Annotated in this window: 10 protein-coding genes; all 10 read left to right on the forward strand. The window is 52.0% G+C overall.

The genetic code is table 11. The features are described 5' to 3' along the window. Window positions 1–2 precede the first annotated feature (2 nt). Window positions 3–2339 carry a histidine kinase gene (locus NST84_RS10935; RefSeq protein WP_342565595.1) on the forward strand — a complete coding sequence of 779 codons (2337 nt, stop codon included), beginning with the start codon at window positions 3–5 and terminating at the stop codon, window positions 2337–2339. A gap of 101 nt (window positions 2340–2440) precedes the next feature. Next, the gene (locus tag NST84_RS10940) at window positions 2441–4045 is read left to right on the forward strand and encodes a response regulator (RefSeq protein WP_342565596.1); all 1605 of its coding nucleotides are present in this window, start codon (window positions 2441–2443) and stop codon (window positions 4043–4045) included. Then, window positions 4042–5847, forward strand: coding sequence for a sensor histidine kinase (locus NST84_RS10945; protein ID WP_342565597.1), 1806 nt, complete (start codon window positions 4042–4044; stop codon window positions 5845–5847). The genes NST84_RS10940 and NST84_RS10945 overlap by 4 nt, the downstream gene beginning before the upstream one ends. Before the next feature lie 44 nt (window positions 5848–5891). Beyond that, on the forward strand, window positions 5892–7472 hold the full coding sequence (locus NST84_RS10950; protein WP_342565598.1) for an ABC transporter substrate-binding protein: 1581 nt from the start codon (window positions 5892–5894) through the stop codon (window positions 7470–7472). Window positions 7473–7575: 103 nt separating this feature from the next. Then, complete coding sequence (locus NST84_RS10955; RefSeq protein ID WP_342565599.1) at window positions 7576–9093, forward strand: family 43 glycosylhydrolase; 1518 nt, start codon at window positions 7576–7578, stop codon at window positions 9091–9093. A 299-nt stretch (window positions 9094–9392) separates the two neighbouring features. Beyond that, complete coding sequence (locus NST84_RS10960; RefSeq protein WP_342566401.1) at window positions 9393–10259, forward strand: ABC transporter permease subunit; 867 nt, start codon at window positions 9393–9395, stop codon at window positions 10257–10259. A gap of 21 nt (window positions 10260–10280) precedes the next feature. Then, the gene (locus tag NST84_RS10965) at window positions 10281–11186 is read left to right on the forward strand and encodes a carbohydrate ABC transporter permease (RefSeq protein WP_231576452.1); all 906 of its coding nucleotides are present in this window, start codon (window positions 10281–10283) and stop codon (window positions 11184–11186) included. Window positions 11187–11252: 66 nt separating this feature from the next. After that, window positions 11253–12863, forward strand: coding sequence for an extracellular solute-binding protein (locus tag NST84_RS10970; protein WP_342565600.1), 1611 nt, complete (start codon window positions 11253–11255; stop codon window positions 12861–12863). Window positions 12864–12875: 12 nt separating this feature from the next. Beyond that, window positions 12876–13826, forward strand: a complete 951-nt coding sequence (locus NST84_RS10975; RefSeq protein ID WP_342565601.1) for a hypothetical protein — start codon at window positions 12876–12878, stop codon at window positions 13824–13826. A gap of 131 nt (window positions 13827–13957) precedes the next feature. Beyond that, entirely contained in the window at window positions 13958–14800 is an 843-nt protein-coding gene (locus NST84_RS10980; protein ID WP_342565602.1) for an AraC family transcriptional regulator, read from the forward strand. The last annotated feature ends 11 nt before the right edge of the window (window positions 14801–14811 follow it).

The raw sequence follows: 14811 nt of genomic DNA on the forward strand, positions 1-14811 counted from the left end.
CGATGGCGCCGTACAAACGCAAGACACCTGAAGAAATTCTCTATTCCATTTCACGCCTGCACCGGGGACGGCTGAAGATTATTATCGGCTCGGTTAGCGGTTCGGGCAAAACCTATCAGATGCTGCATGAAGGAAGGCTGCTGAAGCAGCAGGGGATCGATGTTGTAATCAGCGCAGTCTCGACCATGCAGCGGGCGGATACAGTAGAGCAGTCCCTTGATCTGGAACGGGTGCCCAGCATCCGCTGGCACAAGGACGGCAAGGAGCTGAAGGACCTTCCACTGGAGGAACTGATTGAACGGAACCCGGAGGTGGTGCTGGTGGACGGACTTGCACACCGCAACCGCAGCGGGGCGCGGTTTCAGACAAGGCTGGAGGATATCCGCTATTTACTGGATCACGGAATCAGCGTCATTACAACAATCAATGTGTATGAGCTGGCCGGGGTAGCGATGATGATTTATGAAAAGACAGGGCTCCGGGCGGAAGAAACGGTCCCGCTGAACACGCTTGAGCTGGCGGACGAGGTCAGGCTGATCGATGTATCCCCCGAGACGATTTTAAACCGGATCAATGAAGGGGTGCTGGGCGATGAGCCCGACCCTGCCATATTCCACCGCGGAAACTTAGGGGTACTCCGTGAAATCTCACTTAGGCTGGTTGCGGAAGGAGTCAACGATTCCCTTGAAAAATACCGGGAGGAGCACGGGCTTATCGGCCCTTCCGGTGCTATAGAGCGGATTCTGGTATCCGCCCAATACCACTGGAATGGTTCGCTGTATGTGCGGAGGGGGCAGCAGATTGCCAAACGGCTGAACGGGGATTTGCAGGTTGTAACGTTTGTATTGCCCGACCAGAAGCTGACGAAGGATCAGCAGGTGTTCAAACGCTCTATTCAAAAGCTGGTGAAAAAGGTGGATGCCAGATTTGATGAGCTTCTGTTACCGCATCTTCGCAAGCTTCCTTCCATGCTGGTTCGTTACGCAACCCAAAATAATGTGACCCGGATTGTCATGGGGCATTCCAATAAAAACCGCTGGCAGGAATTCTGGCAGGGCTCCACCGGAAACAGGGTGCTGAGAAGAATCCGCAATATCGATCTGTTTCTGATGGCTGACCGTGCAGAGCAGGAAGGGGAGCGGATTCTTCCCGTTAAAGCGAAGCCTAAAGGGGCAGCGGATTCATTTCACCGGCTGAGCAGTACAGAAATTGAAAAGAAAATTGAAACCATCCGCCGGGGGACATTCAAAGTGTATATCGGAGCAGCACCGGGTGTGGGCAAGACCTATAAAATGCTTCAGGAAGGGAATATTCTGCTGAAAAAGGGGATAGATGCGGTGATCGGCCTTCTGGAAACACATGGCAGAAAGGAGACCATGGAGCAGCTTGGCGGGCTGCCAGTGATTCCGCGGGCCAGAATTAGCTACCAGGCAGCCCTCCTGGAGGAAATGGATACTGATGCTATTATCGCCCGTCATCCTGAGGTCGTGCTTGTCGATGAGCTTGCCCACACCAATGTCCCGGGGAGCCGCACTAAGAAGCGGTACGAGGATGTAATCCGGCTGCTGGACTGTGGGATTTCCGTGATTACAACCGTCAATGTGCAGCATCTGGAGAGTCTGAATGATGCTGTGGAACAATTAACAGGCGTCAGGGTCAGGGAAACCGTTCCTGATGCTGTTTTAAAAATGGCTGATGAGGTTGAGCTGATTGACGTCACGCCCAAAATGCTGCAGGAGCGGATGCGGGAAGGGAAAATTTATGCGCTGGAAAAGGTAAAGCAGGCCTTGGCCTCTTTTTTCAAAATGGGGAATCTCATAGCCTTAAGGGAGCTGGCGCTGCGTGAAATTGCTGATGACGTGGATGAACGGCTGGAGGCGTGGGATCGTGATATTTCATTGCGGGGGTCCTGGAGCAGGCGTGAAGTGATCTTTGTCTGTGTAGATCTGGGTCCGCGTTCCGAGAGGCTGATCCGCCGCGGCTTCCGTATCGCCTACCGCCTGAAGGCCGAATGGTTCGTCCATTATGTACATTGCGGTGCACTTAAGACAGAACAGGAGCAGAAGCGGCTGGAGGCGCTGCGTCATTTAACGGAACGGCTCGGCGGCAAAATGGAGGCAGCTGAAACAAGCCACCGGCGCAGAGTGCACAGCGATTTGCTTCAAAGAATGAATGAGGTTCAAACCACGCAGCTTATTGTCGGATACGCGCGCAAGCCGCTATGGTATACGCTTTTTAAGGAAAGCGCCGTTCATTACCTGCTGCGGAATGCCCGGCATATGGATATGCTGATTGTTGCTGATTTTGATCACGATGTGGGGGAGAAGGCGCCTTATTAAAAATCAAAGGAAATCGCAGCTTTTCAAAGTATCCAGAGTGGCCCAAATGTAATATAATACTAGCCTAGCTCATAGTTTGGTGCGTGCTCAGGGAGGTTTATATGATCAGGCTGCTAATTGTAGAGGATGAAAACAGAACCAGGGAGCTGCTGCGGAATTACATTCCCTGGGAGGAGCTCGGGATCGGCGAGGTCAGGGCAGCACGCAACGGCCTCGCCGCGCTTGAGCTGACGGCGGAGTGGACGCCGGATATTATTATTTGTGATGTGCGGATGCCCAAGCTGAACGGCATCGAATTCAGCAAGCGTTACAGGGAGCGGAATCCGCGATGCAAGATCATTTTTCTGAGCGGATTCTCGGATAAGGAATATTTGAAATCGGCCATATTTTTGAAAGCGTTAACATATCTGGAAAAACCGATCATTCTCGAGGAGGTGCAGGCGGCGGTTGAGGCTGCCGTCCAGCTGTGTACAGAGGAAAGACGGAAGCAGGCGGCGGAGCTTCAGCTGCAGGCTGAGGTTGACAGAAGTCTGCCCTTTCTCAGACAGGAAATGGTGCGCAAGCTGATTGTCCGGCCGGACTCTCCCCATGTCGGACCGGCCCTGCTCAGCAGTGAAACCTTTCTGTTACCCCTGAGCGGGCCGTATACGGTGCTCGCAGCAGAGCTGTACTGGAATCCTGCTGACCTTCCGGAGGATCCGCTACCAGTTCAGGATTCACTGCTGGATGCCATTAACCGCGAGCCGCAGATTCTGGCCTGGCGTGCGATAGCAGGCTTCGATTATGCTAACCGCCTGGTGCTTATTGTCCCGGGCGAATACCGCAGCTCTTACCGGGAGGGGCGGGAAACAGCCGAGAATCTTGCGGATGTGCTGCTGAAGCTTGCCGGACCGGCCATTGAACTGAAGATTGGCATCGGCGAACCGGCTGCTTCATTATTGGACATTCCCGCCGCGTACAGGCTTGCTGCAGATGCTTGTGCGCTGCAATATTATTACAGCCAGACGAAGCTTGTCTTTGCGGATGCCCTGGAACGTCATGAGCCGCTGGAGATGAACCGGGATGAGGTCCGCCGGATGCGCGGGCATCTGCAAAAAGGAGAGGTTGAGGCGGCGAAGGGCATCTTGCGCCAGTGGACGGAATATGCCGGCTTAAGGATGGACCTTGATATTTTGCGGTTAAAGGATACGTACTTTCAATTTCTGCTTACCGTTCTGGAATGTGCCGCCCAGCTGGGCGTTGCAGAGCTGTCTGAAGATGCGGAGCGCAGATACATGTGGAAGGAGCTGGACCGCCTATCGAGCCTTAAGGGGCTGGAGCAATATGTGCTGACTTTTCTGGAGCTGCTTCAGGAGCAGCCGGATGGGGAGCATGCGGCGGGGGCCGGGAAAATGCGGGAGATTATCCGGTTTATCCATTCCCATTTTCACGAAAAAGGGTTTACAATCAGGGATATCGCCGAGCATGTCCAGCTGAGTGAAACGTACCTGTGCGCCTTCTTCAAGAAGCAGCGGGGGCAGACGGTCAAGGAATTCATCACCGAAACCAAAATGAGCAAAGCGAAGGAACGGTTGCGTGAGCCCAATGTGAAGCTGCTTGAGATTGCACTGGACCTCGGATTCACGGACGCCAATTATTTTACTACCTTTTTCAAACGCTGTGAGGGCTGTACGCCGAGTGAATACAGGGAGCGTGCCATGAAATGAAGAAAAGAATCCGGTTCGCCAATCTCAGCATCCGTTACAAGCTTTTTGCGACCTATCTGCTTGTTATTGCGATTCCGTTTCTATTGCTTCTGTTCATCCATTTAAATCTCACCCAGCAGGAGAACAAGGAAGCGGCAGTGTACTCCTCGCGTAAAATGCTTGATGAAACAAAGTCCTACCTGGAATACAAGTCTCAGGCAATTACCGAGGTGCTCAATTTCATCTCCTTCAACTCACTGCTGCAGACCAGTGTCTCCGCTGACTCCCGGCAGTTTGAGGATGTTAACCAGTGGCATATGGAAGCGCTGCGGTTATCCCGGCTTGTCAATCAGTTCCGTTATAATGAAGATATTATTTCCATCCAGGTCTATATGAAGGACGGCCTGGCCGGTGCTACAGAAAATACGGACTTCCTGAATATGAGAAATTACAGGCAGACGGCCTGGCTGCAGCGCTTCACTGCGGAAAAGTCCGCCTTTATGTGGCTGCCCTCTGCTGATGTTGACGCGGAGTCTGGCGGAGGCGAGCTGTCCATCCTGCGCAAAATCCCGAGTGCTAATAACATTAGAGAGTTTGACGGCATTGTCCGTGCCAGAGTGCATGGCGAGGCGATGCACTCTGTGCTGGATCACGCGATTCTGACTCCGGGGACTTCTGCGCTTTTGTTCAACGAACAGGGGGAGCTGATCAGCCGGGCCGATTCCGGCCGGGATCTGCAGTATCCGGTTCAGGAGATCAATGCGCTCCTGTCAGCCGGGGAGGAGACCAGCTATTACGACGAGAATTACTCCTTTAACGGACAACGTCATCTCCTGGGCTTGCAGCACATTCCGAATACGTCGATGACGGTTGCACTGATCGTCCCCTATACGGATATTCTGGAGTCAAGCACCAAAGCGCGCAACCGGATCATTTCCATCTTTCTGCTGGTCATTCCGCTGATGCTTCCGCTTTCCTTTTTTGTGTCGGCATCGGCAACCAAACGGATCAGGCAGCTGATTCTGCATGTGCGCAAGGTCAAAAACGGCAAGTTTCAGCTCGCTCCGCTTCCGGCCAACGAAGATGAAATCGGCGAGCTTACCCATAATTTTAATATGATGGTCAATAACATGACCGGTCTGATAGAGGAGACCTATTCTCTCGGCAGGGAAGTCAAGAACAAAGAACTTAATGCGCTGCAGGCACAGATTAACCCGCATTTTCTGTACAACACGCTCGATCTGATCAATGTAATGGCCATCGAGTCGGGCTCACGGGAAATCAAGCGCGTCGTAGACGAGCTAGCCGTGTTCTATAAGCTCAGCCTGAGTAACGGAAAAGAGTATGTGACGCTGGAGAGTGAGCTGCAGCATATAGAGGCATATGTACGGATTCAGAATATGCGCTTCGGCAACGGAATTGCCCTGGTGCTTGAGGTCCCGCATGAACTGTACGAATGCGAGCTGCCCAAGATCGTCCTCCAGCCGCTCGTGGAGAATGCCATTCTTCACGGCATCATGGAAAAGGAGGAGGAAGCGGGTACCATCCGAATCACTGCCTCAGCCGATAAAGGCGATGTACGCATTGAAGTTATTGACGATGGAGTAGGGATGGACGCAGCAGCCTTGTCGGCTATTTTCCAGGAGAAAAGCGGAGGCGGGAGCAAGGGCGGAGGTTACGGGGTACGCAATATTGAAGAACGGCTAAAGCTGTCCTACGGGGTGATGTACGGGATTACCTTTGCGAGTACTCCGGGAAGCGGGACCCGTGTGTCCATGCGTGTACCTGACCGCAGAACCGGCACCGGCTTCTATTCCGCATAGCATGCAACTGACTGAGGGCGATTACAGCATTGGAGGTTAGTCCATTGAGGAGGGTTATATTCGGCTGCATATCCGTGCTGATGCTGGCAGCCGCAGTGCTGGTCTGGCTGGGCGGTGCGTTCAGGCACAGCGGCACGGAGGCAGAAGGAACTGTGCCGGCATCTGCTTCAGACCCGGCCTACAAGAATGAAGTGAAGCTGACCGGCTACCTGATCGGCGAAGCGCCTCCGGGCTTGCCGGAGGTGCTTCGTGCGCTTAATGACAAGCTGAAGCAGGATATCAATGCCACACTGGAGCTGAATTATATCGCCTGGGACGAGCTGGCCTCCAGATATTCACTGCTGCTTGAATCCGGAGAGAATATTGATTTCATATTCGCTGCCGACTGGTCCTCCTACACCGCCGAAGCGTCAAGAGGAGCATTTATGCCGCTCAGCAAGGAGCTGCTGCGTACGTACATGCCCCGTCACATGGCGCTGATGCCGGAAGAAGCATGGCGGGCGTCGCTGGTGAACGGCCAGTCTTATATGATCCCTACCGCTGTACAGGAACGCAAGATCAATCTGGCCTTATTCCGCAAGGATGTGATGGCAAAGGCCGGGCTCAGAGAAATTACTGCCTTTTCCGAGATTGAGCCGTATCTGGCCGTAATCAAAAATAGCTACCCGGGTATGATCCCCCTTAACCTGGATTCACAATTCGACCTGTCAACGCCTTACGGCTATTTATTGGCTGAACAGACAGGCTGGCCGGGCGCTCCTATAGACTCCGGAGATCCGTCCGCGCAGGGCATAGTCGGCGATATGGACGATCATTCAGGTGAGCTGTGGTCCATGGTTGAGGAGCCGATGCTCAGTATCCAAAAGAAGGCGGCTCGTACAATGAAGGACTGGTACGATAAAGGATACGTCAACAGAAACCCGTTTGCCAATCAGGTGCGGTCCAAACAGAGTTTCTGTTACGGGAAATCCGGTATAGCCTTCGGCAATACTAATGATCTGGCACAGGTGTTTACACTTTGCAAGGAAAAGGGGATCGAGGTGTATCCATTCCCCATGCTGTATCCCTCCGGTACAACGAGCCAGTCCTCCTGGCTGAATAACGGAGTGGCGATCAGCGCGAACTCCAGACATCCGGAGCGGGCGCTGCAGGCCCTTGACCTGATAATGGAAGAGCCCTCGTATGCTTTTTTGGCTTACTATGGAATTGAAGGACGGAATTATAAGATTCAGAGTGACGGCAGGATTGGACTGCCGGAAGGCGTGAGTGCCGAGAGTAATTCTTATCCGCCAGATGCCTCGGGCTTCTGGTTTGTGAACAAGCAGCTGTTTCCTCCGATGGCGGTATGGACGGACAGCTATGCAGAGATGAGGGGGCGGATCGACGGTTATCTGAAACCGACGATCTACCTGGGCTTTCTGTTTAATTCCGGAAATGTCAAAACCGAAATTGCCAATCTGAAAAGTGTCTCGATCGAGTACGCCCAGCCGATTTATATCGGAGCGGTGGAGGATGTGGATGCTGCCTTTGCCACGCTTGCCGTAAAGCTTAAAGCAGCAGGCATCGACAAGGTAAAAGCAGAGGTAAAGCAGCAGGCAGCAGTATTTTTAGAGGGGAAACAATAGGATTTAAAACAAAATCGCAGCTTTACTTACTGTTACCGGGAATCAGCTTCCTTATATAATGGGTGCGAATTAGCATAATCCATTTGAGGAAGGGTGTATGTAAATGAAGAAGGGCAAGCTGTTCATTATGTTTCAATGGGCATTGGTTGTTCTGATTACCGTATTTGCCTTCGGGCCGCTTCCGGCCAAGGCTGCAGCCGGAACGATTACCAACGACGTATTCTGGAAGGATACGGCTGGAAATCCGATTTATTCTCAGGGGGGCAACATACTCAAGGTAGGCAGTACGTACTACTGGTATGGTGTCAAATATAACGGGGCCGTTTCCTACTATAACAATCCAAGCGCCAAAAACAGTGATACCAGCTTTGCGGCGGTGACCTGCTACTCCTCAACCGATCTGGTGAACTGGACATTCCGCGGCAATGTTATTACAGCGGGTGCCGAAGGGACAACCTGGGACCCCGATTGGCTGGGCCGGCTGGGTGTCGTTTATAACACCAACACCCAGAAGTATGTGTTAATCACCCAGTACGCCGGGCCCGAGGGCAGCGGTGTGGCCTTTGCCACCAGCAGCACCCCGACCGGAGCCTTTGCCTTTCATCATGTACAGACCTCCATTACCAATGTGGTTAACAATCTCCCCGGAGACCAGTCCACCTTCGTTGATGATAACGGAAAAGCGTACCTGGTCTTCAGCAACGCGAGCGGGCGGTCACGGACCTATGTGTCAGAGCTGCGGGCTTCCGACTATCTGAACATTGAACCGGCAACCCAGGTGTTTCAGAGCACGTTAGGAGGACGGGAAGGCAATGCCATGTTCAAGTACAACGGCAGATATTACATCGCTTCCTCCGACCTGCACGGCTGGAATGCCTCTCACGCATATGTCATTTCGTCTACCAGTATAACCGGTCCGTATTCGGCGGAATCCATAATGGCCAATTCGGAAAAAGATTACTCGCATGTGTCGCAGACCGGTTTTTTCATCCATGTGCAGGGAAGTTCCGGGACGACCATCCTGTTCGCCGGTGACCGCTGGAGTGACTTCGCCGGCAACGGGCTCGGCTATAACCAGTGGATGCCGTTGTCTTTTAACGGTACGGAGCCAGTGCTGAATTCCCTGAGCAAATTCAATCTGGATGCAGCAGCCGGTACGTGGAGTGTTGCCGCAGGGAACAACTACATTATGAATCCGAGCTACGAGGCGGACCGGATTACGCTCAACACATTAACCGGCTGGTCCAACTGGAAAAATACGACGGCTGATCCCAACTCCAATATATCGCCCGGACGTACCGGACGTTATTCGATGACACAGTATAGTGATACCGCTTACAGCGCCAGCATGTACCAGAATGTATCAGGCCTGCCTAACGGGACGTATACCTTGAAGGCCTGGGTCAAGAGCGGCGGAGGCCAGCAGACAGCCCAGATTTTTGTCAAAAATTACGGCGGAGCCGAAAAAAATGCGGCGGTCAATACGGTGATGAATAACTGGACCGAGATTACGATTCCCGACATTGCAGTAACAAACGGCAGCGCACAAATCGGCGTATACAGTGTTGCGAATGCAGGCAACTGGCTGCGTGTGGACGACTGGTCGTTAACGAAAAACTGAATATTCCAAGTAAAGCAGCCGGCGGAGCATGTCACCGCCGGCTGCTTTTTTGCGTGTAAAATCCTTTACCAGCTTAAGTTTTCGAAGGTTATCGTAGCTTTGGCTCGTTACTGGCAGGGGGGCTGCTCTTTTACAATAAAAGAGGAGAGAGGCTAACAGAAACTAGACGGAAGGTGATCAATGTGAACATGAAAACCCGGCCCAAAACAGGTGCGGGAACACTGGCGGCGCCAAAGCCGGCGAGCTTACCGAAAGGGGGCTGGTTGAAGGATATCCGCTCCCATTGGGTGCTGTACCTGATGTTTGTCCCCATCGCGGTATATTTTATTATCTTTGCCTATATTCCGATGGCCGGCATTGTAATGGCGTTTCAGTCCTATACCGTGAAGGGCGGAATCTTTGGCAGTCCATGGGTAGGCCTGGACAACTTCAGCTATTTTTTCCAGTCCGGCAAAGCCTGGCTCGTAACACGCAACACGATTATTTACAATCTTGCTTTTTTAACCTGTTACACTGTCTTTTCCATTCTTGCTGCTGTCGTTATCTCGGAAATCAGGCAGAAATGGTTTAAAAAGCTGTCCCAGACCTTAATGTTTCTGCCGTATTTTATATCCTGGGTGACCGTATCTGCCTTTGTCTACAATTTCCTGAATTATGAATACGGCATCGTTAACCGGATCTTCGCCTCTTTCCATCTGGAAGCGATTGATATTTATTCGACGACCTGGTACTGGTATCTCATTCTGCCTTTCCTGTATGTATGGAAATGGGTGGGTTACGGCAGCGTGCTGTATCTGGCGGCCATCGTCGGCATCGATCAGGAAATCTATGAAGCAGCCACGATTGACGGGGCAACGAAATTTCAGAAAATAACGAAGATTACCCTGCCGCTGCTGAAGCCGACCATGATCATTCTGCTGCTGCTCGGACTGGGCCGGATTATGCGCGGGGAGTTCGATATGTTCTATCAGTTAATCGGAAATAACGGGCTGCTGATGGATGCTACAGATATTATTGATACGCTGGCCTTCCGCTCGCTGATGGGTACAGCCGATTTTGGAATGGCTTCCTCCGTCGGGTTCTACCAATCCGTACTGACGCTGATCATTATCCTTGGCGCCAACTGGATGGTACGCAGATACGACAAAGACCAGGCCTTGTTCTAACTATTATTCTTAAAAAAGCAGGTGATTACCATAGACAGCAACTCTGTTAACCCGAAGCTGAATTCGGCGCCGTTATTCACAGCCATTGCTTACACAATTGTGGGGCTTATTGCACTAATCTGTGTCCTGCCGTTCATCGTGCTGGTCTCGGGAGCCTTTTCATCCGAAAGTGCAATTCTGCAGGAAGGCTACTGGTTCTGGCCACGCGACTTCTCGCTTGAAGCGTTCAGCTATATTTTTCGTTATCCAGCAGACTTACTGAACGGTTATAAGGTCTCCATCATCGTTACGGTGGTAGGCACGGTGCTCTCGCTGTTCATCTCTATGATGGCAGCCTATGTCCTGTCCCGCAAGGATCTGAAGCACCGTAACGCCTTATCCTTCTTCCTGTTCTTTACAACACTGTTCAATGGGGGCCTGGCTCCATACTACATCTGGATCAGCCGCAACCTTGATCTGACCAACACCTATGCCGTACTGATTCTCGCGCCAATGTTCAATGTAATGTACATCCTGATTCTGCGCAGCTTTATCCGCGGGTCGGTACCGGAGCCGCTGCTGGAATCAGCCAAAATCGACGGAGCCGGAGATTTCCGGATTTTCCTGAAGATAGTGCTGCCGCTGACGAAGCCGGCGCTTGCTTCTATCGGTGTTTTTACAGCACTGGCTTACTGGAATGACTGGTGGACCGCAATGATGTTCACGAACAAAGACCACTTGATTCCGCTGCAGTATCTGTTGTACAAGATGCTGTCTTCCATCAACCTGTCGGCTGCGATGTCCCAGCATGTATCCAATCTGGATATGCCAAAGGAAACATTCAAGCTGGCAATGACTGTGATTGCCACCGGTCCGATTGTGCTGATCTTTCCGTTTGTACAGAAGTATTTCGTAAGCGGTATCACCATTGGTGCCGTCAAGGGCTGATATAGGTTCCGCCAGGCTGCGGAATGTATATAGATTCAGTTATCAGATACAAGGGAGGCCAGCATAATGAAAAGGGTAAAAAAAAGAGGGCTATTGGTATTGAGTGCAACTTTGCTGTTGACTACAGTGCTTGCGGGTTGCGGCGGGAACAACAATAACAGTACGCAGAATGCGGCTACAAATGCTCCGGCGGGAGCAGCAACCCAGGCACCGTCGGCAGAAAGCGGCAAGCCGGACAACAGCAAGGAAGTGAAGCTGTCCGGCTACCTGCTCGGTGAAGCACCAAAGGGCATGCCTGAGGTTATGGAGGCGCTTAACGAGAAGCTGAAAAAGGATATTAATGCTACGCTGGAGATCAACTATATCGGCTGGGGGGATGTAGCCTCCAAATATCCGCTGATCCTTGCTTCCGGCCAGGATGTGGACTTCATATTCACGGCAGACTGGAACTTCTATGTTTCGGAGTCGAACAAGGGCTCGTTTCTTGAGTTGAATGAAGAGATGATCAAGAGCAACATGCCGAAGTACTATGCCAATCAGGACCCGGCTGCCTACAAAGCAGCAGAGGTGAACGGCAAGCAGTATATGATTCCTACCACAACGCCAGACCGCAAGGTCAATGTGATTGTGCTGCGCAAGGATATTATGGATAAAGCCGGACTTACGAATCCGACCCGCATCTCCGAGCTTACTCCGTACTTTGAAGCGGTGAAGCAAAATTATCCCGATATGATTCCGCTTAACCTGGATTCCCAATATGACCTTCCGACCCCGTTTGGTGCACTGGCCAGCGAAAAGTTTGCTTACCCTGGTGCGCCGCTTGATTCCGGTGACCCTTCTTCAGTCGGCCTGTTCACCGACAATGAGGACCCTGAAGGCAAAATTCTCAGCATTACGGACGAGCCTGTACAAAGCGCCTTTAAATATGCGGCAGATACGATGAAGCAATGGTACGACGCGGGTTATGTGAACAAGAATCCGTATTCGAACAAGGTCCGTTCCAAGGATAATTTCGTTGAAGGCAAGGCAGGCGTTGCTTTCGGCAATTCCATCGACATCCAGGCTACCCTTGCCGCAAGCGCGGATAAAGGCATTGAAACCTATGTCATGCCGGTGCTGTCACCGACAGGCCATGCCCCTACCAGCAGCTGGCTGAACAACGGTGTTGCCATCGCTGCCAACTCGGCCAATCCGGAGCGTGCCCTGCAGGCGCTGGACCTGATTATGCAGGATGAAGCTTATGTGTACCTGGCTTACTATGGTATCGAAGGCAAAAACTACGCTGTAACCGCAGACGGCAAGCTTACCTTGCCGGAAGGCATTACACCGGAAACGAATACCTATCCCGCGGATGCGGCCGGGTTCTGGTTCGTCAACAAGGATTATTTTAAACCAAGTGTCTCTTGGACGGACTCCTACATTGAGCTGAACAACAAGATAAAGGATATGCTTGCTCCTCCAACCTATTTGGGCTTCTCCTTTAATTCGGAGAAGGTGAAATCGGAAATTGCCAACCTCAAAAATGTATCCTCCCAGTATTATCTGCCGATTACAATCGGCTCGGTAAAGGATGTGGACAAAGCGTTCGCCACTTTGAATGACAAGCTGAAGTCAGCCGGCATCGAGAAGGTAAGGGCAGAGGTGGAAGCCCAGACGAAGGCTTTTCTCGGCAAGTAAGGAAGCAGGCTGATGACACCGAACAGTCCGGTTAACATTACCGCCTCGACTTATAAAGGCTTCAATTCTCTGGTGCTTGAAAGTAGGCAGATCAGGCTGGAAACCGTGCCGGAAATCGGCGGTAAGCTGGTTTCGATTCTATATAAGCCGACGGGGAAGGAATGGATGCTGGATTCCGGCTTTCGCACTTTGCGGAAACCGGAGTATGGTTCTTCCTTCGGGGATTGGGATATGAGCGGCTGGGATGAGTGTTTTCCTTCGATAAACAGCTGTCAATGGGATGCAGGCGAGAAGGGTGCTGTGCCTGATCACGGGGAAATATGGGCGCTTTCCTGGGATTGCAGGATCAATGCAGATTCTATTATCAGCTCCGTCCGCAGTCCCCGGTTTCCGTATGTGTTCACTAGGACCATTTCCTGTCTTTCCGCAGACATCATCCGGTTCGATTATCATGTCGACAACCTGAGTAACGGCACCATGCCGTTTCTATGGGTGCCGCACCCGCAATTTGCAGTCATTGAGCCGACACGGGTGGTTATTCCTGAGACCATGAAAGAGCTGCTGTGTGTGTACGGGGGGCATGGCCTGAGGACTGGTGAGCTTTACCATTGGGATCAGCTGTCTCTGGTAGCTCCCGCAGTGACCGGAGATGGCAGGAAGCTGTATTACCCGGGTAATATTCCTCAGGGCTGTTCTGGTTTATATGGAGAATATAGCGGCGACTTCCTGTGCCTAACCGTTCCGCCTGACAAAGTGCCTTACTTGGGCATCTGGGTGGATAAAGGGATGTTCAATGACCGGGTAACCTGTGCACTGGAGCCGGGCATCGGCTATTATGATTCACTTGATGTGGCAGTACGCAACAGAACAGCCCGGCTGATCCCGCCCCGTGCGTCCTTTTCCTGGTATATGGAGCTGACTTTGGGGAATGGAATGAATCGTATGATGAAGGTTTTTGAATAAATATTGCTGTAAAGTCCCGGCCAGATCCTCTCTGTCCGGGACTTTTTTTATGGTATAACGCAAGCGCTTACGTTAAGCTATAGAGAAGTTATACTATCTTTCTTCGGGCTGTACCAAAAGGAGAAACGAACGTGAGTGAATTGAAATTCAGCAGGTTTGACAGAGCCTTCGAGCTGACCCACCGACAGGCGGAGTCCCATAATATGCCCATCTTCCACCTCCACAATACATATGAAATCTACTATTTGCTGTCCGGCAAAAGAGAGTTTTTTATCCGCGACCGGACAATGGAGATTCAAGCGGGGGATGTGATGATTGTGTCGCCCCATGTGCTCCACCGGACGACGAATGCAGCCGAGCCCCAGCATGAGCGGCTGATCGTAAACATTCACAGGGATCTGATGCTGCCCAGGCAGGTAGAGGATGCCGGCTTGGAGGTGCTCGCTCCGCTGCTGGGGACGGACTACCGGATCATCAGGTGCAGCATGCAGGAGCGGCTGTATACCGATGAGCTGGCCAGAAGAATGATTGGCGAGGTTCAGCGGCGTGAGCCGGGGTTTGAGCTGTTCTTGCTGACGCTGGTTCAGCAGCTGATTCTGTTCAGCTGCCGCAGGATGACAGATGACAAGGAGGAGCCGGCTGAATACCCCAGCCCGATGCATGAACGGATATCTGCTGTAGTCCGGTATATCAACGGGCACTATACGGAGAAGCTGTCGCTGCAGCTGCTGGCGGAACATTTCTTCATCAGCCCTTACTATCTAAGCGGGTGCTTTAAGAAGGCGACGGGCTTTACTTTGGTGGAATATGTGAACAGTGTCCGGGTCAAAGAGTCCATTAAGCTTTTGGCAGAAACCAGGCTGCCTGCTCATTTGATTGCGCGTAAGGTCGGGTTCGGCAGTGTGAGCCATTTCGGCAGGGTCTTCCGGCAGGTGACCGGTCAGCCGCCGTTATTTTACCGGAAGCTAACTTAAACGGGGCGCCC

It is taken from the genome of Paenibacillus sp. FSL R7-0345, from assembly GCF_038595055.1.
Taxonomy (GTDB): domain Bacteria; phylum Bacillota; class Bacilli; order Paenibacillales; family Paenibacillaceae; genus Paenibacillus_AQ.